Source organism: Trabulsiella guamensis ATCC 49490, from assembly GCF_000734965.1.
Taxonomy (GTDB): Bacteria; Pseudomonadota; Gammaproteobacteria; order Enterobacterales; family Enterobacteriaceae; genus Trabulsiella; species Trabulsiella guamensis.
The window spans coordinates 39,073-64,438 of sequence record NZ_JMTB01000094.1; the positions used below are offsets into that span (position 1 = coordinate 39,073).

General features: G+C 54.7%; 18 protein-coding genes. 3 read left to right on the forward strand and 15 right to left on the reverse strand.

Going from position 1 to position 25,366, the window contains the following annotated elements; all coding sequences use genetic code 11:
- Positions 1–288 precede the first annotated feature (288 nt).
- Entirely contained in the window at positions 289–2,994 is a 2,706-nt protein-coding gene (malT, locus tag GTGU_RS15400; RefSeq protein ID WP_038158823.1) for an HTH-type transcriptional regulator MalT, read from the forward strand.
- Between the two features lie 30 nt (positions 2,995–3,024).
- On the opposite strand, the gene GTGU_RS25800 is transcribed toward malT, so the two are convergent.
- From GTGU_RS25800 to glpE, 3 genes are read right to left on the reverse strand one after another with little or no spacing between them, the layout of a single operon-like run.
- Positions 3,025–3,783 (reverse strand): DeoR/GlpR family transcriptional regulator, encoded by a 759-nt coding sequence (locus GTGU_RS25800; protein ID WP_038158826.1) that lies wholly within the window; start codon positions 3,781–3,783, stop codon positions 3,025–3,027.
- Between the two features lie 18 nt (positions 3,784–3,801).
- A complete protein-coding gene (glpG, locus tag GTGU_RS25805; protein ID WP_038158890.1) occupies positions 3,802–4,632 on the reverse strand; it encodes a rhomboid family intramembrane serine protease GlpG in 831 nt (276 codons plus the stop codon).
- A gap of 44 nt (positions 4,633–4,676) precedes the next feature.
- Positions 4,677–5,003, reverse strand: coding sequence for a thiosulfate sulfurtransferase GlpE (gene glpE, locus GTGU_RS15415; RefSeq protein WP_038158829.1), 327 nt, complete (start codon positions 5,001–5,003; stop codon positions 4,677–4,679).
- Positions 5,004–5,196: 193 nt separating this feature from the next.
- Between glpE and glpD the strand changes: the two genes are divergently transcribed.
- On the forward strand, positions 5,197–6,705 hold the full coding sequence (gene glpD, locus GTGU_RS15420; protein ID WP_038158831.1) for a glycerol-3-phosphate dehydrogenase: 1,509 nt from the start codon (positions 5,197–5,199) through the stop codon (positions 6,703–6,705).
- 39 nt (positions 6,706–6,744) lie between these two features.
- Here glpD and glgP read toward each other — a convergent pair whose 3' ends face one another.
- From glgP to GTGU_RS15475, 11 genes are all read right to left on the reverse strand, one after another.
- Positions 6,745–9,192 carry a glycogen phosphorylase gene (gene glgP, locus GTGU_RS15425; RefSeq protein WP_038158834.1) on the reverse strand — a complete coding sequence of 816 codons (2,448 nt, stop codon included), beginning with the start codon at positions 9,190–9,192 and terminating at the stop codon, positions 6,745–6,747.
- Positions 9,193–9,209: 17 nt separating this feature from the next.
- Positions 9,210–10,643 (reverse strand): glycogen synthase GlgA, encoded by a 1,434-nt coding sequence (gene glgA, locus GTGU_RS15430; RefSeq protein ID WP_038158837.1) that lies wholly within the window; start codon positions 10,641–10,643, stop codon positions 9,210–9,212.
- Positions 10,643–11,938, reverse strand: a complete 1,296-nt coding sequence (gene glgC / locus GTGU_RS15435; RefSeq protein WP_038158840.1) for a glucose-1-phosphate adenylyltransferase — start codon at positions 11,936–11,938, stop codon at positions 10,643–10,645. The genes glgA and glgC overlap by 1 nt, the downstream gene beginning before the upstream one ends.
- A gap of 81 nt (positions 11,939–12,019) precedes the next feature.
- Complete coding sequence (glgX, locus tag GTGU_RS15440; RefSeq protein WP_038158843.1) at positions 12,020–14,002, reverse strand: glycogen debranching protein GlgX; 1,983 nt, start codon at positions 14,000–14,002, stop codon at positions 12,020–12,022.
- Positions 13,999–16,185 carry a 1,4-alpha-glucan branching enzyme gene (gene glgB, locus GTGU_RS15445; RefSeq protein ID WP_038158846.1) on the reverse strand — a complete coding sequence of 729 codons (2,187 nt, stop codon included), beginning with the start codon at positions 16,183–16,185 and terminating at the stop codon, positions 13,999–14,001. The genes glgX and glgB overlap by 4 nt, the downstream gene beginning before the upstream one ends.
- 254 nt (positions 16,186–16,439) lie before the next feature.
- Entirely contained in the window at positions 16,440–17,546 is a 1,107-nt protein-coding gene (gene asd / locus GTGU_RS15450; protein WP_038158849.1) for an aspartate-semialdehyde dehydrogenase, read from the reverse strand.
- A 224-nt stretch (positions 17,547–17,770) separates the two neighbouring features.
- Positions 17,771–19,111 (reverse strand): gluconate transporter, encoded by a 1,341-nt coding sequence (gene gntU / locus GTGU_RS15455; RefSeq protein ID WP_038158853.1) that lies wholly within the window; start codon positions 19,109–19,111, stop codon positions 17,771–17,773.
- On the reverse strand, positions 19,111–19,641 hold the full coding sequence (gene gntK / locus GTGU_RS15460) for a gluconokinase (protein WP_038158855.1): 531 nt from the start codon (positions 19,639–19,641) through the stop codon (positions 19,111–19,113). The genes gntU and gntK overlap by 1 nt, the downstream gene beginning before the upstream one ends.
- 138 nt (positions 19,642–19,779) lie before the next feature.
- Positions 19,780–20,775: a gluconate operon transcriptional repressor GntR gene (gene gntR, locus GTGU_RS15465; protein WP_038158857.1), complete on the reverse strand. Its 996-nt coding sequence runs from the start codon at positions 20,773–20,775 to the stop codon at positions 19,780–19,782.
- Positions 20,776–20,868: 93 nt separating this feature from the next.
- The gene (locus GTGU_RS15470) at positions 20,869–21,564 is read right to left on the reverse strand and encodes a pirin family protein (RefSeq protein ID WP_038158858.1); all 696 of its coding nucleotides are present in this window, start codon (positions 21,562–21,564) and stop codon (positions 20,869–20,871) included.
- Between the two features lie 123 nt (positions 21,565–21,687).
- Positions 21,688–22,725, reverse strand: a complete 1,038-nt coding sequence (locus GTGU_RS15475; protein WP_038158860.1) for an oxidoreductase — start codon at positions 22,723–22,725, stop codon at positions 21,688–21,690.
- Positions 22,726–23,061: 336 nt separating this feature from the next.
- Here GTGU_RS15475 and yhhY point away from each other — a divergent pair, with 336 nt between their 5' ends.
- Complete coding sequence (gene yhhY, locus GTGU_RS15480; protein ID WP_038158861.1) at positions 23,062–23,550, forward strand: N-acetyltransferase; 489 nt, start codon at positions 23,062–23,064, stop codon at positions 23,548–23,550.
- Positions 23,551–23,616: 66 nt separating this feature from the next.
- On the opposite strand, the gene ggt is transcribed toward yhhY, so the two are convergent.
- Positions 23,617–25,359: a gamma-glutamyltransferase gene (ggt, locus tag GTGU_RS15485; RefSeq protein ID WP_038158893.1), complete on the reverse strand. Its 1,743-nt coding sequence runs from the start codon at positions 25,357–25,359 to the stop codon at positions 23,617–23,619.
- Between the last annotated feature and the right edge of the window lie 7 nt (positions 25,360–25,366).

The following is a 25,366-nucleotide window of genomic DNA, read 5'->3' on the forward strand; positions in this document are numbered from 1 at the left end:
TGGTAAGCACTTGCTACAAACCGGGTTGCGCCCGGCATGCAATTTTTAATGCCAAATGTAAATAATCACACCTTTGAAATACGTCACGAAACCAGTAGCCACGCGCACTGGCACCGGTTTCTGTAACCTGTTTCAGTAATGTGTGGAATTTGTGACAGAGTGCAAATTAAGTTAATCCAATTCCCGACATAACTTGCAATATATTCTCTTATCGCCGACTTTATAACTATTAATTACGAGGCGTAAAAAAAATCCTTTCCGTTTATTGGCCACAGTGAAGTGCTAACTATGTTGATTCCGTCTAAATTAAGTCGTCCGGTTCGTCTTGACCACACCGTGGTGCGGGAACGTTTACTGGCGAAACTTTCCGGCGCGAACAATTATCGTCTTGCGCTGGTCACAAGTCCTGCTGGATATGGAAAAACAACGCTCGTTTCGCAGTGGGCGGCAGGGAAGAACGAACTGGGCTGGTATTCGCTTGATGAGGGCGATAACCAGCAGGAACGCTTTGCCAGCTATCTGATTGCGGCACTACAACAAGCCACCGGTGGGCATTGCCCGGCGAGCGAGATGATGGTGCAAAAGCGCCAGTACGCCAGCCTGACATCACTCTTCGCACAGTTGTTCATTGAACTCGCCGAGTGGGATCGGCCGCTTTATCTGGTGATAGACGATTACCACCTGGTCACCAATCCGGTCATCCATGATGCGATGCGTTTTTTCCTGCGTCATCAGCCTGAAAACATGACGCTGGTAGTGCTGTCGCGCAATTTACCGCAACTGGGCATCGCTAATTTGCGCGTGCGCGATCAGTTGCTGGAGATTGGCAGTCAGCAGCTCGCCTTTACCCATCAGGAAGCGAAGCAGTTTTTCGACTGCCGCCTGACCTCACCCATCGAAGCCGCCGAAACCAGCCGTCTGTGCGATGATGTCGCCGGCTGGGCCACCGCGCTGCAATTGATCGCCCTCTCCGCACGGCAGAGCAACAGCGCTGCGCAGCATTCCGCGCGCCGACTGGCGGGCATTAACGCCAGCCACCTGTCCGATTATCTGGTCGATGAAGTGCTCAATAACGTGGAAGCCGACACGCGTAACTTCCTGTTAAAAAGCGCGGTACTACGCTCAATGAACGATGCTCTGATTGTCCGCGTGACCGGCGTCGACAACGGGCAGATGCGGCTGGAGGAGATCGAACGTCAGGGGCTTTTTTTACAACGGATGGATGATTCCGGGGAATGGTTCAGTTATCACCCGCTGTTTGGCAGTTTCCTGCGTCAGCGATGTCAGTGGGAACTGGCGACAGAATTACCTGAACTGCACCGCGCTGCCGCCGAAAGCTGGATGGCACAAGGCTTCCCGACCGAAGCTATCCACCATGCGTTGGCCGCCGGCGATGCCAATATGCTCCGCGATATCCTGCTCAACCATGCATGGGGATTGTTTAACCATAGCGAACTGGCGTTGCTGGAAGAGTCGCTCGCAGCGCTGCCCTGGGAAAGCCTGCTGGAAAACCCGCGCCTGGTGCTGTTGCAGGCCTGGCTGATGCAGAGCCAGCACCGTTACAGCGAAGTCAACAATCTGCTGGCGCGCGCCGAGCAGGAAATGACCGTCGCGATGGATGTCACCCTGCACGGCGATTTCAACGCGCTGCGGGCGCAGGTCGCCATCAACGATGGTGATCAGGAAGAGGCTGAGCGTCTGGCGATGGTCGCTCTTGAAGAGTTACCCCTCGCCAGCTATTACAGCCGCATTGTCGCCACCTCAGTTCACGGCGAGGTACTGCACTGCAAAGGCGAGCTGAACAAATCACTGGCGGTGATGCAGCAAACTGAACAGATGTCGCGCCGCTATGAAGTCTGGCATTACGCGCTGTGGAGCCTGCTCCAGCAGAGTGAAATTCTGTTTGCCCAGGGCTTTTTGCAGGCGGCGTGGGAATCGCAGGAAAAAGCGTTTCAGTTGATCCGCGAACAGCACCTCGAACAGTTGCCGATGCACGAATTTCTGCTGCGCATTCGATCACAGTTACTGTGGGCCTGGGCGCGTCTTGATGAATCCGAAGCGGCGGCCCGTAACGGGATGGACGTTCTGTCTACCTATCAACCGCAGCAGCAGTTACAGTGTCTGGCGCTGCTCGTGCAATGTTCGCTGGCCCGCGGCGATCTGGACAACGCCCGCAACCACCTCAACCGTCTGGAAAACCTGCTCGGTAACGGCCAGTATCACAGCGACTGGGTGTCCAATGCCGACAAAGTGCGCGTCATTTACTGGCAGATGACAGGCGATAAAAAATCCGCGACACTCTGGCTGCGGCAGACGCCGAAGCCTGAGTTCGCCAATAACCACTTCCTGCAAAGCCAGTGGCGCAATATCGCCCGGGCGCAGATCCTGCTAGGTGACTACGATCCGGCGGAAATGGTACTGGAAGAACTGAACGAGAATGCCCGTTCGCTTCGTCTGATGAGTGATCTGAACCGTAACCTGCTGCTGCTTAACCAGCTTTACTGGCAGGCGGGGCGTAAAGCGGAGGCCCAGAACGCGCTGCTGGAAGCGCTCACCCTCGCTAATCGTACCGGGTTTATCAGCCATTTCGTTATTGAAGGCGAAGCCATGGCGCAGCAACTGCGACAGCTGATTCAGCTCAATACCCTACCGGAACTGGAGCAGCACCGCGCGCAGCGCATTCTGCGTGAGATCAATCAGCATCACCGGCATAAATTTGCTCATTTTGATGAGAACTTCGTTGAACGTCTGCTGAATCATCCGGAAGTACCGGAGCTTATCCGCACCAGCCCGCTGACGCAGCGCGAATGGCAGGTCCTGGGGCTGATCTACTCTGGCTACAGCAACGAGCAGATTGCCGGTGAGCTTGATGTCGCAGCCACCACCATCAAAACGCATATCCGTAATTTGTATCAGAAACTGGGCGTGGCACACCGTCAGGATGCCGTTCAGCACGCACAGCAGTTATTGAAAATGATGGGCTACGGAGTTTAACCCTCTCCCGGACGGGAGAGGGCGAAGGCGTCAACACAGCTCCAGCTGGATGTTGTTATCTACAATCACCTGCATAATGCCGTTGGGCGGCATCGCATCGGTATACACTGCATTCACCATGCTGATGCTGCCCATGTTTACCATCGCATTACGACCAAATTTAGAGTGATCCACCACCAGCATTACGTGGCGCGAGTTCTCGATAATTGCCCGCTTGGTGCGTACTTCGTGATAGTCAAATTCCAGCAGTGAGCCGTCGGTGTCGATGCCGCTGATCCCGAGAATGCCAAAATCCAGACGGAACTGAGAGATAAAATCGAGGGTGGCTTCGCCAATGATGCCACCGTCGCGGCTGCGCAACTCGCCTCCGGCAAGAATGACGCGGAAATCGTCTTTCGCCATCAGCGTATTGGCGACGTTCAGGTTGTTCGTCACCACGCGTAAATCGCTGTGCTCAAGCAACGCATGCGCCACAGCTTCCGGCGTGGTGCCGATGTCAATAAACAGTGTCGCGCCATTGGGGATCTGGCTGGCGACTTTACGGGCAATACGCTCTTTTTCACTGGTCTGGGTGGCCTTACGGTCATGCCAGGAGGTGTTTACCGAGCTGGACGGCAACGCCGCGCCGCCATGGTGGCGCAGAATCATCTTCTGCTCGGCCAGATCATTCAGATCGCGGCGAATGGTCTGCGGGCTGACAGCAAACTGTTCGACAAGCTCTTCGGTACTGACATAACCCTGTTTTTTTACCAGCTCGATTATCGCGTCATGACGTTGTGTCTGCTTCATGGAAATTCCCTGGAAATTTTATGTTCGTTTTCGCACATTCACCGTATCGGCAAATGCCATGGCCAGCCCTACCGCCAGACCCGCGACGTGAGCGCCATTCGCCATCGCCATGCCAAAAAGATCAAACCACCCGGCAACCAGCCAGATTAAGGAGAAGATGATAAGCCCGCGCTGCAGATAAATTCCGCTTTGCGGATCGCGTTCGCCGCGCAGCCAGACGTAACCCATCAGGGCGTAAACCACGCCGGATAACCCGCCAAACCATGGACCGCTGAATTTCTGCTGGATAAACCCGCTCAGCAGCGCACTCACCACCGTAATGACAATCAGTTTGCCGCTACCAAGACGCTTCTCAACCGCTCCGCCAAGATACCACCACCATAGCAGGTTGAAGAGGATATGCAGAACGGAGAAGTGCATGAAAGCGTGAGTAAAGTAACGCCAGAGCTCAAATTTAAGAGAGGGATCAAACGGCCAGGCTAGCCACACCATCACCGTTCTGTCACCCACCGCGTTCATGATAAGAAAAATCGCGATGCACAGGATCATGATGAGCAGTGTAACTGGCCCGGCGTTTCCGCGCAGCGTGGCGAGAAACGGAAAACGGCGATACTGCAGCCCGCTGTTGGTATGCCCGGCCTGCCAGCTGGCGGCGAGATAGCGGGGGTCGGCAGGATTTTCCAGAAACTGAGCCAGTTCACGCTGAACGCGATCGGCCTGACTTTCATCTGCCAGCCAGACATCCGTTTGTGTATGTTGCTGAATAGTCAGAATGATCCCCTGCGTTGCCATGTAATCAACAAACGCCTGGGCAATACGCGGATTGGTAAACGAAGTAATCATCAACATACGGAGGGCCGCTTTTTCCACACAAAGGGGGACAGTATACCGTCTCAGGCGTCGTGCGCTACCTCAGACGGGAAATGTCGGTGCCAGGCATCGAATCCGCCGTCCACGCTGTAGACATGGTCATAGCCTTGTTGCAGTAAGTATTGCGCCGCGCCTTTGCTGCTGTTGCCGTGATAACACATCACCATCACCGGCGTCTCAAAATCATGCTCGCGCATAAACACGCCGAGCGTGTCGTTGGTCAGGTGGAAGGCGCCGGGGGTGTGGCCTAATGCGTAGCTTTGTGGATCACGGATATCCACCAGCACCGCCGCGCCCTGATGCAGTTTCTGATGGGCTTCTTCTACATTAATACATTCAAAGTGATCCATGGTGCTCTCTTCATTTATATGGCAGGTCTATTGATTTTACCGTCAGCTATATCGCAAGACGGCAGAGAAATACTAATTTGTTATACGCATCACTCCAAAATGTTTTTTCGATGTTACCAAAAGCGCGTTTGTTTGCTATGATGAGCGATATCGAACATTTATGAGCTTTAACGAAAGTACGTGAGGGTGCAGCATGGAAACCAAAGATCTGATTGTGATAGGTGGAGGCATTAACGGTGCCGGTATCGCGGTAGACGCCGCCGGGCGTGGTTTATCCGTGCTGATGCTTGAAGCGCAGGATTTAGCTGCCGCGACGTCAAGCGCCAGCTCGAAACTGATCCACGGCGGGCTGCGCTACCTTGAACACTATGAATTTCGTCTGGTCAGCGAAGCGCTGGCTGAACGTGAAGTGCTACTGAAAATGGCGCCGCACATCGCCTTCCCGATGCGTTTTCGTCTGCCTCATCGCCCGCATCTGCGCCCGGCATGGATGATCCGCACCGGCCTCTTTTTATACGATCACCTTGGCAAACGCACCAGTCTGCCCGGTTCTACTGGTTTGCGTTTTGGCGCAGATTCCGTGCTGAAACCGGAAATCGTGCGCGGTTTCGAATATTCTGACTGCTGGGTAGACGACGCCCGTCTGGTGCTGGCCAATGCCCAGATGGTGACGCGCAAAGGTGGCGAAGTAATGACCCGCACCCGCGCGACCGCCGCCAGACGTGAAAACGGAATGTGGATTGTCGAAGCCGAAGACATCGATACGGGCAAGAAATACTGCTGGCAGGCACGTGGTCTGGTTAACGCCACCGGCCCGTGGGTGAAACAGTTCTTTGATGATGGCATGCATCTGCCGTCGCCGTACGGCATTCGTCTGATCAAAGGCAGTCATATTGTAGTGCCACGCGTGCATACGCAAAAACAGGCCTACATTCTGCAGAATGAAGATAAACGTATCGTCTTTGTTATTCCGTGGATGGATGAGTTTTCGATCATTGGTACCACCGACGTTGAATACCACGGCGATCCGAAGCAGGTTGAAATCGACGAAGGCGAAATCAACTATCTGCTGAAAGTCTATAACGCGCACTTTAAGAAACCGCTCACCCGCAACGACATCGTCTGGACCTATTCCGGCGTGCGTCCGCTGTGTGATGACGAGTCTGATTCACCACAGGCGGTGACCCGCGACTACACGCTGGATATTCACGATGAGCAGGGTCAGGCACCGCTGCTGTCAGTGTTTGGCGGTAAGCTGACCACCTACCGAAAACTTGCGGAACACGCGCTGGAAAAACTGACGCCGTACTATCAGGGCATTGGCCCGGCATGGACCAAAACGGCCATACTGCCGGGTGGAGAGATCGGCGGTGATCGTGATGATTACGCCGCCCGGCTGCGCCGCCGCTACCCGTTTATCAGCGAGTCGCTGGCACGCCATTACGCACGCACCTACGGCAGCAATAGTGAATGGGTCTTAGGCGAAGCGAAATCCCTTGAGGATCTGGGTGAGCACTTTGGTCACGAACTGTACGAGGCAGAACTGCGCTACCTGGTTGAACACGAGTGGGTACGCCGTATGGACGATGCACTGTGGCGTCGTACCAAACTCGGCATGTGGCTGAATGCGGAAGAGCAGTCACGCGTCGCCCAATGGCTGGCGCAACACGCGGGAAAGCGTGAGATGCCGCTGGCATCGTAATCAACAGGAAAATGCCCGGCCGTTGCCGGGCATGTTGTTTTACAGTCTGACCGGATCGATATGCCAGATGTTTTCGGCGTACTCCTTGATCGTACGGTCAGAAGAGAAATAGCCCATGTTGGCGATGTTGTGCATCGCTTTGTTGGTCCACTCTTCCGGCTGACGATACAATTCATCCACTTTATCCTGACAATCTACATAGCTGCGATAATCGGCCAGTACCTGATAGTGGTCGCCAAAGTTGATCAACGAATCCAGCAGGTCACGGTAGCGATTCGGATCGTCCGGGCTGAAGACGCCGGTGCCAATCTGCGTCAGCACCTGGTGCAACTCTTCATCCTGCTCGTAGTAGTCACGCGGTTTATAGCCGCTGCGACGCAACGCCTCCACTTCTTCCGCCGTATTACCGAAGATGAAGATGTTATCCGCACCGACATGTTCCAGCATCTCCACGTTCGCGCCATCAAGCGTACCGATGGTCAGCGCGCCGTTAAGACCAAACTTCATGTTGCTGGTGCCTGAGGCTTCCGTACCGGCCAACGAGATCTGCTCAGAGAGATCAGCCGCCGGGATGATCAGCTGCGCCAGGCTCACGCTGTAGTTGGGGATAAACACCACTTTCAGCTTGTCGCCAATCTGTGGATCGTTGTTGATCACCTTCGCCACATCGTTGATAAGATGAATGATGTGCTTCGCCATGTAATACGCCGACGCGGCTTTACCCGCGAAGATGTTCACACGCGGCACCCATTCTGCTGTCGGATCGGCCTTGATGCGGTTATAACGTGTGATGACATGCAACACGTTCATAAGCTGACGTTTATATTCATGGATGCGCTTGATCTGCACATCGAACAACGCCTTCGGGTTAACGACCACGTTCAGTTGCGTAGCAATGTACAGCGCCAGACGCTTTTTATTCTCCAGCTTGGCACGCTGCACCGCCTGATTCACCGCCGGGAAATCAATGTGCTGTTCCAGCTCAACGAGCTGGCTCAAATCCGTACGCCAGGTCTGGCCGATGTTCTCATCCAGTACGTCGGAGAGCGACGGGTTCGCCAGCGCCAGCCAGCGACGCGGCGTGACGCCGTTGGTCACATTGGTGAAGCGCATCGGGAAGATGTTGGCGAAATCGGCAAACAGCGACTGAACCATCAGGTTTGAGTGCAGTTCCGATACGCCGTTGACCTTATGGCTTACCACCACCGCCAGCCATGCCATACGCACGCGGCGACCATTTGACTCATCAATCAACGACGTGCGGCTCAGTAGCGCGGTATCGTTCGGATACTGCTCCTGCAGCGTCTTCATGAAGTAGTCATTGATTTCAAAGATGATTTGCAGATGGCGCGGCAGGATTTTCCCCAGCATATCCAGCGGCCAGGTTTCCAGCGCTTCGCTCATCAGCGTGTGGTTGGTGTAGGAAAAGACCTGACAGGTCACTTCAAAAGCTTCGTCCCAGGTGAACTTATGATCGTCAATCAACAGGCGCATCAGTTCCGGAATCGACAGCACCGGATGGGTGTCGTTCAGGTGGATGGCAATTTTATCCGCCAGATTGTCATAGGTTTTATGCAACTGGTAATGGCGACTCAGGATATCCTGAATGGTGGCGGAGACAAGGAAATACTCCTGACGCAGTCGCAACTCACGCCCCGAATAGGTGGAGTCATCCGGGTAGAGCACGCGCGACACGTTCTCGGAGTGGTTTTTATCTTCCACCGCCGCAAAGTAATCACCCTGGTTGAATTTCCCGAGGTTGATTTCGCTACTGGCTTGCGCGTTCCACAGTCGCAGAGTGTTGGTAGCGTCAGTATCATAACCAGGGATTATCTGGTCATAGGCCACAGCCAGAATCTCTTCGGTTTCAATCCAGTGGGTTTTCTTCCCTTCCTGCTGGATACGACCGCCGAAACGCACCTTGTAACGGGTATTGTGGCGCTTGAATTCCCAGGGGTTACCGTACTCCAGCCAGTAATCCGGAGACTCTTTCTGCCGTCCGTCGACAATGTTCTGACGGAACATACCGTAATCGTAGCGGATCCCATAACCGCGCCCCGGCAAGCCAAGCGTTGCCAGCGAGTCGAGGAAACAGGCAGCCAGTCGACCCAGCCCGCCGTTGCCAAGACCGGGGTCATTCTCTTCATCAATCAGCTCTTCGAGATCGAGCCCCATCTCTTCCAGCGCGTTTTTGACGTCATCATAAATGCCCAACGACAGCATCGCATTGGAGAGCGTACGACCAATCAGGAACTCCATCGACAAATAGTACACCTGGCGGGTTTCCTGGGAGAGCTGAGCGCGGTTGGAACGCAGCCAGCGTTCCACCAGACGATCGCGAACGGCAAACAGCGTGGCGTTCAGCCATTCATGCTTGTTAGCGATCGCCGGATCCTTGCCAATGGTAAACATCAGCTTATAGGCGATAGAGTGCTTCAGCGCTTCAACGCTGAGGGTGGGTGATGCATAGCTAAACGGTGCATTCATAGCAATGATTCCTGTGATTACATCAGGCGCTGGTACAGCTCACGGTACGAGTGAGCAGCGACATGCCAACTAAAGTCCATTCCCATTGCCTGACGTTGGACGTAGCGCCAAAGCGAGGGCCGCGACCACAGTACAAACGCGCGCCGAATCGCCCTCAGCAGTGACCAGGCATTGCTGTCCTCGAAAGCAAAACCACTGGCGACACCGTCGGCCAGGTTTTCCAGCGAGCAGTCAGAAACGGTATCTGCCAGTCCGCCGGTACGACGTACCAGCGGCAGCGTACCGTACTTCAGCCCGTAAAGCTGCGTCAGGCCGCAAGGCTCAAAGCGGCTCGGCACCAGAATCACGTCAGCACCGCCCATGATGCGATGCGAGAACGCTTCGTGATAGCCGATCTGCACGCCCACCTGCCCCGGGTATTCCGCTGCAGCCGCAAGGAAACCTTCTTGCAGCACCGGATCGCCCGCGCCCAGGAGCGCCAGTTGCCCACCCTGCTCAAGCAGGCCCGGCAGCGCTTCCAGTACCAGATCCAGTCCTTTCTGGCTGGTGAGGCGGCTGACGACGGCAAACAACGGCACCTTCTCGTCAACTTTCAGCCCCATGGCGATTTGCAGCTGACGTTTGTTCTCCGCTTTCTCTTCCAGCGTGTCGCGGGAATAACGCGCCGCCAGCAGAAGATCGGTTTCCGGGTTCCAGATAGTGTCGTCCACTCCATTGAGTATGCCGGAAAGGCGCCCCTCAAGGTGTCGCTGACGCAGCAATCCTTCCATCCCATACGCGTACTGCGGTTCGGTGATTTCCCGCGCATAGGTCGGGCTGACCGCCGTAATGTGATCAGCGTAATAGAGCCCCGCCTTCAGAAACGAAATCTGGCCGTTAAACTCCAGCCCGTGCATGTTAAAGAACGCCCATGGCAGCTGGATGTCATTCATGTGGTGCGCATAAAACTGCCCCTGATACGCCAGGTTGTGCACCGTAAACACGGACTTCGCTGGTCGCCCGCGCGCTGCCAGATAAGCCGGGGTGAGCCCGGCGTGCCAGTCATGCGCATGAACAATTTCCGGGCGCCAGAACGGATCCAGCCCGCAGGCCATTTCACAGCCCACCCACCCGAGCAGTGCAAAGCGCACCACGTTATCACTATAGTCGTACTGGTTCGTGTCGTGATAAGGACTTCCAGGGCGATCGTAAAGATGAGGCGCATCAATCAGATAGATGCCGACGCCATTGAAATGCCCGAACAGCAGCGTAACCCGCCCGGCAAACGTATCACGGCGCGTTACCACCTGAGCGTCAGGGATCCCGCGTCGAATATCAGGAAACGCAGGCAGAAGTACGCGAGTATCAATGCCTTCCGCAATCTGAGCCGCCGGTAATGCGCCTAATACGTCAGCCAGTCCGCCAGTTTTCAGCAGCGGGAACAGCTCAGAACAAACATGTAAAACCTGCATTATCGCTCCTGTTTATAGCCCAGGTTGCGCAGCATATCGCGCGTAACCAGCACAATTCCTTCCTCAGAACGGTAGAAGCGATTCGCATCTTCTTCCGCATTCTCACCAATCACCATCCCTTCCGGAATAACACAGGCCCGGTCGATAACACAGCGGCGAAGACGGCACGAACGGCCGACCCACACGTCGGGTAATAAGACTGCCGAATCAATGTTACAGAAGGAATTCACCCGCACACGCGGGAACAGCACTGACTGCACCACCACGGAGCCAGAAATGATGCAACCGCCGGAAACCAGTGAGTTCAGCGTCATGCCGTGACTCCCGGAGCGGTCCTGGACGAATTTCGCCGGCGGCAGGGATTCCATATGAGTACGAATCGGCCAGTTCTGGTCATACATATCCAGTTCTGGCATGACCGACGCCAGGTCGAGGTTCGCTTTCCAGTAGGCTTCCAGCGTACCCACATCGCGCCAGTAAGGCTCTGACGTCTCATCGGACTGCACACAAGAGAGCGGGAACGGATGCGCATACGCATCGCCTGCTTTGGTGATTTTTGGAATGATGTCTTTGCCGAAATCGTGACTGGAATTCTCGTCACGATCATCCTCTTCCAGCAGTTCATAAAGATAATCGGCATCAAAAACGTAGATCCCCATACTGGCGAGCGATTTCGTGTTGTCGCCTGGCATGGTCGGTGGATTTGCCGGTTTTTCGACAAAATCGATAATTTTTTCATGCTCATCGACCGCCATCACACCAAACGCCGTCGCTTCTGCAACCGGCACCGGCATACAGGCTACTGAACAACGTGCGCCTTTTTCGACGTGGTCGATCAGCATGCGTGAATAGTCCTGTTTGTAGATATGGTCGCCGGCGAGGATAACGACATATTCCGCTTTGTAGCGACGGATAATATCGAGGTTCTGCGTGACGGCGTCGGCGGTACCGCGATACCAGTTCTCTCCATGTACACGCTGTTGCGCCGGCAGCAGGTCAACAAATTCATTCATCTCTTCACTGAAAAATGACCAGCCGCGCTGTATATGTTGCACCAGCGAGTGGGACTGATACTGGGTGATGACGCCGATACGGCGAATGCCCGAGTTCAGACAGTTCGATAACGCGAAATCGATAATGCGGAACTTACCACCGAAATGGACCGCCGGTTTCGCGCGCTTCACTGTTAAATCTTTCAGTCGGGTGCCACGCCCGCCTGCGAGGATCAGCGCAACGGATTTAAGGGGCAGTTGACGCGCCAGCATCAACGGATCGTTTTTATCTAGCCTAACCATGATTCACTCCTTTTATTCATGCTCGTTAGAGCTTCGACATGTCATCTCCGGATTACCTGTTTGCAGGTAACCTCAATGATGTCATGCTGTTGACCTCTCAAATACGCACACTCCGTGCGCAGGCCCATGCCAGATAGCCATGGTGACCGGATTATCCTCACCGGCAAAGGGAGGAACGGCATGCCATTCTCCCGAGGGCAAAACAATTTCTGCAACGTCCTGTGTCCCGTTAAGGGTGATGAGCCAACGATCGGAAAGCAGGATTTGCATCCGCTTAACACCGTGTTGCCATGCATCAGCGCTTAACGGCAGCGCATCCTGACCGAGCCACCGCACATTGCCATCTCCCTCCTGCCACCAGGCGTCCCGGATCAATGCCGGTATGCGCTGGCGCAAGTGAATTAACGCGGCGGTGAACGCCATCAGGCCACTGTTCGCCTTTTCCCAGTCGAGCCAGGTTAAGGCGTTGTCCTGACAGTAAGCATTATTGTTGCCATGCTGGCTGTGACCGTGTTCATCACCGGCCAGCAGCATGGGTGTCCCCTGAGAAAGCAGCAACGTTGTCATCAGAGCGTGGACGCTGGCTCGTCGGCGCTCAATCACATCAAAACTGCCACCTAACCCCTCTATACCATGGTTATTGCTGTGGTTATTGTTAGTCCCGTCGCGATTCTCTTCGCCATTCGCTTCATTATGTTTTTCATTGAAGCAAACGCAGTCTCGCAGGGTAAAACCGTCATGCGCGGTGATCAGATTGACTGATGCCGACGGCAGACGGCCATTACGTTTGAACACATCGCTGGAAGCGGCAAAGCGTGTGGCAAATTCGCCCAGCGACAAGTTCTGCTGCAGCCAGAAACGGCGGGCAGCATCGCGGAAATGATCGTTCCATTCCGCAAAGGGTGCCGGGAAATTCCCCACCTGATAACCGCCTGGGCCGATGTCCCAGGGTTCGGCAATCAGTTTGACTTTCGATAACACCTGATCGGTATGGATCGCCGTAAACAACGGCGCATCCTGTCGAAATTCCGGGGTTCGCCCCATCACTGACGCCAGATCAAAACGAAAACCATCAACATGACACTCATCCACCCAAAAGCGCAGACACTGCCGCGCTAACTCCACAACGCCAGGATGGCTGAGATTGAGTGTGTTTCCGCAACCGGTCCAGTTGTGATAATCACCGTCTTCCCTAATCCAATAATAGCTACTGTTATCAATTCCGCGCAGTGAGATGGTCGGACCTTCGAGATCGATTTCCGCGCTGTGGTTGAGAACCACATCAAGGATCACCTCTATTCCTGCGGCATGCAGCGCTTTTACCGCATCGCGAAACTCCGTCAGGGCGGTCTCTGCCGATGCGGCATAACGTGGATTAAGGGCAAATAATGCTAATGGATTGTAGCCCCAGTAGTTGCTGAGTCCCATTCGCTGCAGTCGGGGTTCGTCGGCAAAATGCGCCACTGGCAGCAGCTCCAGCGCGGTGATTCCTAACTGTTTGAGATAGTTAATGAGCACCGGATGACCGAGCGCGCTATAAGTGCCGCGTTGCGCTTCAGGGATTGCCGGGTGCAGCCAGGTCAGCCCCTTTACATGCGCCTCATAGATAACGCTGTTGCCCCACGGCGTGGCAGGAGGCGCATCGTCTTCCCAGTCGTAGCCTAAATCCACCACCACGGAGACAGGTGCCACGCCAGCGCTGTCGCGAGGATCAGGCGCGTCCCAGCCTCCATGCAACACAGGGTTGTCCGGCAGATAGCCCTCAACCCGGTGCGCACAGGGGTCCAACAGCAGCTTCGCAGGATTAAAGCGATGCCCTTTTGCCGGATCCCACGGACCATAAACCCGATAGCCGTAACGCAATCCCGGATGCGCATCCGGCAGATAGCCGTGCCAGATATCACCGCTGCGTGATGTCAGGGGGAGGCGTCGCTCGCTCCCCTTACCATCAAACAGACAAAGCTCTACCCGCTCCGCATGGACGGAAAAGAGGGCGAAATTTACTCCTTTTCCGTCATAGCTTGCGCCCAGCGGCGATGGAGCCCCGGCCATCAGTTTGGTCATTCTCCCTCCCGCACCAGCCAGATGGTCGCAAGCGGCGGCAGCGTAATGCTGAGCGAGTTCGGCCGCCCGTGACTTTCAATCGCCTCACTTTCCACTACCCCGCCGTTACCGGCATTACTGCCGTGGTAGTGCATGGAGTCGGTATTCAGCTCCTCACGCCAGCGGCCCGGCTGGTTAATGCCGAAACGGTAGTTATGACGCGGAACCGGAGTAAAATTGCTGGCGACAATGATTTCATTGCCTTGCTTGTCGCGGCGAACAAAGATCAGCACCGAGCGTTCATGGTCATCTACCACCAGCCATTCGAAGCCGTAGGAATCAAAATCCAGCTCGTGCAGCGCTTTGTGATGACGATAGGTATGGTTCAGATCGCGCACCAGGCGCTGTACGCCGTGATGCCAGTTATCGCCGCCTTCGAGTAGATGCCAGTCGAGGCTGCTGTCATGATTCCACTCGCGGCCCTGAGCAAATTCGTTGCCCATGAAAAGCAGTTTTTTCCCGGGGAAAGCGTACATCCAGCCATAATAAGCACGCAGGTTGGCAAATTTCTGCCATGCGTCGCCCGGCATACGGTCGAGGATTGATCGCTTCCCGTGCACCACTTCGTCGTGTGAGAGCGGCAGCACAAAGTTTTCGGTGTTGTTGTAGAGCATGCCGAAGGTCAGCTTGTCGTGATGATACTGGCGATGTACCGGGTCCAGCTTCATGTAATCAAGCGTGTCGTGCATCCAGCCCAGATTCCACTTGTACCAGAAACCGAGGCCGCCCATTGAAGGCGGACGCGAGACACCGGCGAAATCCGTCGATTCTTCCGCCATGCTCACCGCCCCCGGCACCTGCTCGCCGAGAATACGGTTGGTGTTACGCAGAAACTCAATCGCTTCGAGGTTTTCACGACCGCCGTGCTCGTTGGGGATCCATTCGCCCGCTTTACGGCTGTAGTCGCGGTAGATCATCGATGCCACCGCATCTACGCGCAGCGCGTCAATGCCGAAACGTTCAATCCAGTACAGCGCATTACCCACCAGGTAGTTCGCCACTTCGCGGCGGCCATAGTTGTAAATCAGCGTGTTCCAGTCCTGATGATAACCTTCGCGCGGATCGCTGTGCTCATACAACTCAGTGCCGTCAAACTTCGCCAGCCCGAAATCATCGGACGGGAAATGGCCCGGCACCCAGTCCAGAATCACGTTCAGCCCGGCGGCATGCGCGGCGTTGATGAAATAACGGAAATCATCACGGGTGCCGAAACGGCGGGTCGGCGCGTACAGCCCGGTCGGCTGATAGCCCCAGCTACCGTCAAATGGATGTTCATTCACCGGCAACAGTTCAAGGTGGGTAAAGCCCATCCATTTAACGTAAGGAATCAGTTGATCGGCCAGTTCACGGTAGCTCAGCCAGAAGTTGTTATCAGTGTGGCGACGCCACGAGCCGAGGTGCACTTCGTAAATAGAGATTGGCGCGTCGAAGTCGTTGGCACGTTTGCGCTCCTCGCTCTGCACCACTTTCTCCGGCAGGCCGCAAATCAGCGACGCGGTTTCCGGGCGCATCTGAGCTTCAAAAGCGTAAGGATCCGCTTTAATGCGCAGCTTGCCATGAGCATCGATCATCTCAAATTTGTAGAGCTGCCCATTATGTGCGCCGGGCACAAACAGTTCCCAGATCCCGGATTCACGACGCAGACGCATCGGATGCCGGCGGCCATCCCAGTAGTTGAACTGCCCGACGACGGACACACGGTGTGCATTGGGCGCCCAGACAGAGAAGCGGGTACCAGTAACGCCATCCATGGTATCAGCATGTGCGCCGAGAGTTTCATAAGGGCGCAGGTGCGTGCCTTCCGACAGCAGCCAGGCATCCAGGTCCTGGAGCAACGGGCCAAAACGATAAGGATCGTCAATCAGATTCTGTTGACCGTGCCAGGTGACGGCGAGTTGATAACGAAAAGGGTTTTTCCTGCGAGGTAAGACACCCCAAAAAAAGCCGCGGGAATCGAGGCATTCGAGCTTACCGACTTTGCGTCCGGTTTTGGGTTCAATAACCCAGACATCCGTCGCGTCCGGTAAAAGTGCGCGGACTTCCAGTCCATCGTCAGTACGATGCATGCCAAGAATCGAAAAAGGGTCGGCAAAATGACCGGCAAACAACGCATTGATCACGTCTCTATCGATACGATCAGACATGGTTTTCTATCCTGTTTTTTGAGTGTCACCCTCTTCCACAATTGCGGTGACATTTTTGACCTGAACGGTGCAGCATGTTGACTGTGCATCTTCCCTGCTCCGTCCTACCCTCAGCTAAGGTTGAAATACATTACCTTGCTTAAAGCATAGCCAACGCTTTATATGGCTCCCGAGAAAAAATAAAACATCTGCGCGTCCTCCTTGTATTACGCAAAAAAAGGGGTGTCAGCGCACCCCTAAGTCATTAAAAATTATTACGCCAGCTGTCGCAGCATGCGGCGCAGCGGTTCGGCCGCGCCCCATAGCAGTTGATCGCCAACGGTGAAGGCGGAAAGGTACTCCGGCCCCATGTTCAGCTTGCGCAGACGGCCTACGGGTGTGGTTAAGGTACCGGTCACCGCCGCAGGGGTCAGCTCACGCATGGTGATTTCGCGATCATTTGGTACCACTTTCGCCCACGGATTGTGTGCCGCCAGCATCTCTTCGATAGTCTGTACTGACACATCTTTTTTCAGTTTCAGCGTAAACGCCTGGCTGTGGCAACGCAGCGCGCCGATGCGTACGCACAGGCCATCCACCGGAATGGTGTGCTGCGTACCGAGAATTTTGTTGGTCTCGGCCTGACCTTTCCACTCTTCGCGGCTCTGGCCGTTGTCGAGCTGTTTGTCGATCCATGGGATCAGACTGCCCGCCAACGGTACGCCGAAGTTATCGACCGGCAGCTCGCCACTGCGGGTCAGGCCGGTCACTTTACGTTCGATGTCAAGGATCGCGGACGCCGGGTCTGCCAGCTCATCGGCAACGTAATTGTGCAACTGGCCCATTTGAGTCAGCAGCTCGCGCATATGGCGCACACCACCGCCGGACGCGGCCTGATAGGTCGCCACAGACACCCACTCAATCAGATCCTGTGCGAACAGCCCGCCGAGCGACATCAGCATCAGGCTGACGGTGCAGTTGCCGCCGACAAAGGTTTTGACGCCTTTGTTCAGCGCGTCGGTGATCACGCCCTGGTTAACCGGGTCAAGAATGATAATGGCATCGTCTTTCATGCGCAGCGATGAGGCAGCGTCAATCCAGTACCCCTGCCAGCCGCTGGCACGCAGCTTCGGGAAAATCTCGTTGGTGTAATCGCCGCCCTGGCACGTAACGATAATATCGAGTGCCTTCAGTGCCTCCAGGTTATAAGCATCCTGAAGCTTGCTTCCGACCTCTTTACCAAAACCGGGCGCATCCTGCCCATGCTGCGAGGTGGAGAAAAAAACCGGGCGGATGGCGTCGAAGTCGTGCTCTTCAACCATGCGTTGCATGAGAACAGAGCCGACCATACCGCGCCAGCCGATGAAACCAACATTTTTCATAGCGTTTTTCCTGCAGAGGTGTGTGCTGTTGTATGTGTGCGTTATATCGTTGAACTGCGACACCTATCACATTACAAAATGCTACCAAAGTCGCAAGTGAAAATAATCAATGATCCCCTCAGTATCAGAAATTTTGCCGATAATAAGGCACGCTTTTTGATGAAGATGCGGGAAAAGAGGAAGGCAGTGCCCGGCAATGAGATAGCCACCGGGCAGAAGAAAAGTTAACTTAACAGCGAGAAGGCTATCATGCCGACAATTGCGCCTGTGGTACCGAGAATGGTTTCCATCAACGTCCAGGTTTTCAGCGTCTGTGCTTCGGTCGCACCGGTAAATTTACCGTACAACCAGAAACCCGCGTCGTTGACATGGCTGACCACAATGGAGCCGCCCGCGATACAGACAGAGAGTGCCGCCATCTGCGCGCCGCTGTAATGTAACGGTTCGATAACCGGCATCACCAGCCCCACGGCTGTCAGACAAGCCACCGTAGCCGAGCCCTGAATAATGCGCACTGCGGCCGCCAGCACAAAGCAGGTAATGGCTATCGGCAGGCCCATGCCGGTCAGCGCTTCTCCGAGCGCCGGGCCTACGCCGGAATCCACCAGCACCTGTTTGAACACGCCGCCCGCGCCGATGACCAGCAAAATAATACCTGCCGGTTGCAGCGCATGCCCACAGATTTCCATCACTTTGTCTTTCGGCATTCCCTGACGCATCGCCAGACCGTATATGGCGACCAGACAGGCGACCAGAATCGCGCTAAATGGATGGCCGACAAACTCAAACCACTGGTATGCCGTCGAACCCGGCTCAACAAAGCGCGCCGCGATGGTTTTCAGCCCCACCAGCACCAGCGGCAGCAGGATCAACGCGAGGCTGAAGCCGAAGGAGGGCATTTTCCCCTCACCGAGATGTGGTTCGGTGATGTCATCAGGAATGTGCAGTTCGACGTAGCGACCAATGAAATTACCAAACAGCGGACCGGCAATGATCATCCCCGGAATAGCTGCACACAGGCCGATGAGGATCATCCAGCCAAAATCCGCGTGCATCTGCGAGGCCAGCAGCATCGGCGCCGGGCCAGGCAAAAGAAACGCAGCGGCGGCCGCAACTCCCGCAAACAATGGGATCACCAGCTTCACCAGGTTTGTGCCGGTGTGACGCGCCATCGAAAACGCCACGCTAATCAGCAGCACAATCGCCACTTCGAAAAATAGCGGCAACGCGCAAATCAGCCCCGCCAGCCCAATCGCATAATGCGCGCGACTGTGACCAAACGATTTCAGCATCCTGACGGCAATTTGATCAACTGCGCCAGTTTCGTGCAGGATCTTGCCAAACATCGCTCCCAGCGCGACAACAATCGCCAGAAAGCCCAGTGTACCTCCCATCCCTTTTTCCATGGTGGCCGCGATTTTGTCGAGCGGCATACCGGAAAAGAGACCTGCACCAATAGAAACCACCATCAATGCCACAAAAGCATGCATACGCGCTTTCATGACCAAAAACAGCAGCAGTAACACTGAACCCACTGCTGTTAAAACTAACGTCAATGTACTCACTACTTACTGCCTTTGTTGATTACCTCAATGGTGCTTGCGACAACGCCGTCCAGCGGCTGATCGATGTCCACTACCAGCACATCGCTTTCGTCAGCGCCCGGTTCCTGCAGCGTTTCGAACTGCGTCACCAGCATCTGGGTTTTGAAGAAATGACCCTTACGTGCTTTCAGACGGCTTTCAATGACGTCGAAATCGCCTTTCAGGTAGATGAAGGAAAGGTTCGGGTTCCCGGCGCGCAGGATATCGCGATAGGTTTTTTTCAGTGCAGAACAGACAATCAGCGACACTTTATTGGTACGCTGCATAGCGAAAGCAGCGTCGTTCAGCGCCTGCAGCCACGGTTTGCGATCGTCATCATTCAGCGGTTCGCCGGATGACATTTTGTCGATATTTTTACGCGGATGAAGAAAGTCGCCATCAAGAAACGCGGCTTTCAGTTGATACGCTACTTCACTGGCGACAGCAGATTTGCCACTGCCGGAAACGCCCATCAGGACGTAGATATGGTTATCATGGTTAGTCGTGCTCATTGTGTCGCTCCCACAGCACCGTTGGTAAATTTGTTACGGGTAACAGTTATCGGTAACATTGTCCTGCGGGGTAAGAGCAGAAGCAATATCCATTCGTGCGGGATGTTTATAACTGTGAGCTACATCAACTTTGTCAGACTAAATGGATCCACCCGGTGACAACGTGAAACCTAAATCTAACATCTTAGGTGTGACATTCTCGCCACGAAGGCGAGCCAGCAAACGCTCGGCACCAATCTGGCCCATCCGCTCGCGCGGCGTCAGCACGCTGGCAAGACGCGGTTCCATAACCTGACCAATGTCGTGACCGTGAAAACCGGCGATCGCCATGTCATCAGGAATTTTCAGCCCCAGACGCTGACACTCAAACGCCGCACCCACCGCCAGGTCATCGTTGGTGCAGAAGATGCCATCCAGTTGTGGATATTCGCGTCGCGCCTGACGCATCAGCTCAATGCCGGATGAATATGACGACGACTGCTCCATCATCACACTGTATGGCATTAACCCGGCGTCAATCATTGCCTGCTCATACCCCTTCTGCTTGATGATAGTACGTTCATCAAGACGTGCTCCGAGATAGGCAACATGCCGATGACCACGGGCGATGATCGCGGCGGTCATCTGACGTGCGGCTTCAAAGTTGTCGAAACCAACGGCGATATCCAGGCAGGGGGATTTGCTGTCCATCAGTTCCACCACCGGGATCCCCGCCACTTCGATCATTTTCAGCGTTCGCGGCGTATGGGTGCGTTCGGTGAGAATTAATCCGTCGATATTCCAGGAGAGCATGGATTCCAGCCGCTCCTCTTCCATCTCCGGCTTATAGCCGTAGTGCGCCAGCATGGTCTGATATCCGTGCGCATCGGTCACGCTTTCAATTCCGCGTAACACTTCAGCAAACACCTGGTTAGTGAGGGAGGGTAACAGGACGCCAACCGCACGACTGGTGGCATTGGAGAGGATGTCCGGTGCACGATTCGGGATATAACCCAGTTCATCGAGAGCGGCGGCAATCTTGCCACGCAATGCCACGGACACCTGTTCCGGGTTACGCAAAAAACGGCTGACCGTCATTTTGGTCACGCCGACACGATCTGCCACATCCTGAAGTACGGGTCTTTTCTTTTTCATCGTCCTGAGAGAAACCGATTGAGAAACATTCCTTCAGTTTATCACGGAGATGACTCAACCTTCCCATGGGAAAAGGGAAGGTTGAGATTTTATTTATACCGGCGGCAGATCAAACAGCAGAATTTCGCTGGCTTCATCGGCATGAACCGAGATCGCCTGCTCATCCCAGATAGCCAGACCATCGCTGGTGGTGGCTTTGGTGCCGTTGATGGTGACATTGCCTTTCACCACCTGGATCCACACGCGGCGGTTGGCGGCAATCTGATGAATCGACTGTTCATCTTTCGCCAGCGCCCAGCGGTACAGCTCCATATCCTGATGCACTTTCAGGGAACCATCACGCGCCTGCGGCGACAGCACCAGCTGTTTCCCCTGCACGGCATCGAAGCGACGCTGCTCATAGCGTGGCGTAATGCCGGTTTCGTCCGGAATTATCCAGATCTGATACAAACGCAGACGCTCGGTTTCGCTCGGGTTGTACTCAGAGTGGCGAACGCCAGTACCCGCGCTCATAATCTGGAATTCACCTGCCGGTACCTGCTCTTTGTTACCCATGCTGTCCTGATGCTCCACCGCACCTTCCAGCACGTAGGTCAGGATTTCCATGTCTTTATGCGGATGGGTGCCAAACCCCTGTCCTGCATCGATGACGTCGTCGTTAATCACCCGCAACGCCGAGAAACCCATAAAGTTGGCGTCATAATAATTGGCGAAAGAGAAAGTATGCCAGGAGTCCAGCCAGCCGTGGTTCGCATGGCCACGTTCGTTTGCTTTGCGTAAATAAATCATTGTGTTCACCCCGTGTTCGTTTCGATGGAATAAGTGTGTACCCGATCGCCCTGAGATCATAGAGGGTGAAAATTGACTCCTCTGTTCAAAAAATATGAACAAGCGCAGAGGAGTCAGTGCAGCTTATTTTGCGAGGGTTACCGTGGCAGGAGACGCCTGTTCGAACCCACGTTCAAGGATTTCGAGATTAGTGAGAACTTCAGATTCCTTGACGTAATTCGGGCGACCATTGACGATCGTTTCATACAGCGCGTCGTACACGCGGCCGTAGTCGCCGGTTTCCGGTTTTACCGCTTCACGGACGGTAACGCCTTCCTCGTTGACGTACTCCAGTTGACCGATACTGTCATCCGCCGCAAAACCTGGCTCCCCCGGCATGATGTTGGCTTTCAGGCTGGTTTCCTGCTGATCAATACCGTACTTCAGGTAAGAACCTTTGGTGCCATGGACGATAAATTTGGGGTAGTCGATTTTCACCAGGTGGCTGGTTTTGACGATCGCTTTCAGGTTGCCGTAAAACAGTTGCGCTTCAAAGGTATCGTCCGGGTTAGCGTGGTTGCGCAGGCTACGGATGTCGTACGCGACATGGTCCGGACGGCCAAACAGCGAAATGATTTGGTCCATCGTATGCACGCCAAGGCCGTAAAACGAGCCGTCCTGCGGTAGACCGGGTTTGGTTTCAACTACCGGGCGGTAGTAATCAAAGTGACTTTCAATTTCGACGATCTCGCCCAGCTTACCACTCTCAATCACCTTTTTAGCGGTGAGGAAGCAGGAGTCAAAGCGACGGTTCTGGTACGGCGTGACCGTCAGCCCTTTGCTCTGCGCCAGTTCAAACAATACCTTCGCTTCGGTCATTGTCGGGGTAAAGGGTTTTTCCACCAGCACGTTTTTTCCCGCTTCCAGCGCGCGTTTCGCATAATCGAAATGGCTGTCGGCATGGGTACAGACGATCACCAGCTTGACCTTTGGATCGTCAAACACGTCGTTAAGATCACTGGTGAAATGGATGTGTGAATACTGCGGATGCTGCTCTTCCGGCTTCGCGCTGCGGCGAAAGATGTGCGCCACATGCCAGCTATTTTTACGGTTAAGAACATAAGGGAGATGGTATCGGGTGGTGCTTTTACCAAAACCGATAAATGCGCAATGTAAGGTCATGGTGCAATCCTTTTTGAAGGTGACTGCCTCATACCTTAGCGCAAGTTGAGGGAGGGTGTCGCAGGTTACGTTGCCTCAAGCACTCGCACGTCAGCCGTCGGCGGAAGATACGGGTCAAAAAAAAAGCCAGCGAAGCGCTGGCTGTAAAATAATACTGGAAGCAATGTGAGCAATGTCGTGCTTTCAGGTAATCCCACAGAGGTCTCCCTGAACGCACAGCAATAATAATCATTATCATTCGCACTTGTCTATCTCTTTTTGCAATAAATTCAGGTTGACGGCGTTTTCTGTCTCGCCGACTGTAAGGAGGAAACCAAACCGTAAAGGAGATAAGGAATGAGTGAGATAGTGATACGCCATGCTGAACCGAAGGATTACGATGCGATTCGTCAGATCCATGCCCAGCCGGAGGTGTATCGCAACACACTACAGGTTCCTCATCCTTCGGAGCGGATGTGGCAGGAACGACTGGCCGACAAACCTGGTGTCAAACAACTGGTCGCCTGCATTGACGATATCGTCGTCGGCCACCTCGCCATTGAAGTGCCTCAGCGCACGCGCCGTAGCCACGTCGCCGATTTCGGTATTTGTGTGGGAGCCGAGTGGCAAAATCGTGGCGTCGCCAGCGCACTGATCCGCACCATGATCGACATGTGCGACAACTGGCTACGGGTAGAAAGAATCGAGCTGACGGTATTTGTCGATAACGCCCCGGCCATTGCGGTCTACCGCAAGTATGGGTTTGAAATCGAAGGTACCGGGAAAAAATACGGGCTGCGCGATGGTAAATATGTAGATGCGTATTATATGGCGCGCGTGAAGTAATTTTTAAGGTCTTGCCCGGTGGCGCTGTGCTTACCGGGCCTACGGAACCTGTAGGCCCGACAAAAATTAATACCCCGCCGTTAAATCATCTGGCGAACGTGGATCCGATGCGCCATACAGTGTGCCGTCCGGGCCGATCATAATGCTCTGAGTGCTACCCATCGCCGCTTTCACCGCCACTTTTTGCCCTTTCTGTTCCAACGCTTTCAGCGTGTCAGGGCTAAAGCCTTTCTCCACCCATAGTTCATCAGGCAACCACTGATGATGGAAGCGTGGCGCGTTAGTCGCTTCGGCAACATTCATTCCAAAATCGATACTGTTCACGACCATTTGCAGCACAGTGGTGATAATCCGGCTGCCGCCCGGGCTACCGGTAACCAGCCAGGTTTTACCGTCTTTAACAACAATGGTTGGCGACATTGACGAAAGCGGCCGTTTTTTCGGTCCGACGGCGTTAGCATCGCCGCCCACCAGCCCATATACGTTCGGCACGCCTGGCTTGGCGGAGAAATCATCCATCTCGTTATTTAGCAAAATACCAGTATTCCCGGCGACAATCCCGGTACCGAATGTCGTATTGAGCGTATAAGTCACCGCCACCGCATTGCCGTCTTTATCGACGACGGAAAAATGGGTGGTCTGATTGCTTTCATACGGCGCCAGTTTGCCGGGGCGGATTTCGCTCGACGGTTTGGCCTTGTTGATATCTATTTCATCCGCAATCGCTTTGGCGTACGCTTTGCTGGTCAGCGCCTGCCACGGCACTTTCACAAAGTCCGGGTCACCGAGATATTCCGAGCGGTCAGCGTATGCGCGCTTCTCTGCTTCTGCCATCAGTTGCATCGCATCAGCGCTGCCAAAGCCATATTTATGCAGGTCGAAATTTTCCAGGATATTGAGGATCTGCACGATGTGAATCCCCCCCGACGATGGCGGCGGCATGGAGAATACCTGGTATCCGCGATAGTCGCCGCTGATCGGCGTACGCTCGACGGCGCTGTAATTCGCCAGATCCGTTTTGCTGATCAGGCCACCGTTTTTCTGCATCTCTTCGACAATCTGATCGGCAATCGCCCCTTTGTAGAAAGCGTCAGGGCCATTTTCCGCAATCATTTCGAGGCTCTTCGCCAGGTTTTTCTGCACCAGCTTGTCGCCTTTCTTCAGCGGTTCGCCGTTTTTCCAGAAAATGGCTTTACTGTTTTCATGGTCAGGAAGCACTTCACTGCCGTAGGTTTTGAGATCATCCGCCAGCGCGTCGTTCACCACGAAGCCTTCTTCGGCAAGCTTATGCGCCGGGCGGATCACTTTATTGAGCGGCATCGTGCCGTATTTTTCCAGCGCCAGCGAAAAGCCCGCTACAGTGCCCGGCGTGCCGGATGCCAGCGGCGAGGTGAGCGATTTCTTGCTGTCCGGATTACCCTGATCATCAAGAAACATATCGCGTGTGGCCTGCTCTGGCGCTATTTCGCGAAAATCGATGGCAGTCGTTTTACCGTCTTTGGTGCGCAACATCATGAAGCCACCGCCACCCAGATTCCCTGCCTGCGGATGGGTGACCGCCAGCGCGTAACCCACAGCAACTGCGGCATCTACCGCGTTACCACCCTGCTGTAGAATGTCGACGCCCACGCGGGTCGCGAGCGCATCCACGGAGGAGACCATACCCTGTTGCGCGCGGACAGGATGAAACACATCCTCCTCCACACCATAGGACACGGGCGGCGCGGCAGGCGGGGTCGCGGCGACGGTGAAAGTGCCTCCCGCCAGCAGGGCAGCGATCGCCACCCCACGCAAAAATGAAGATTTCATCATTGTT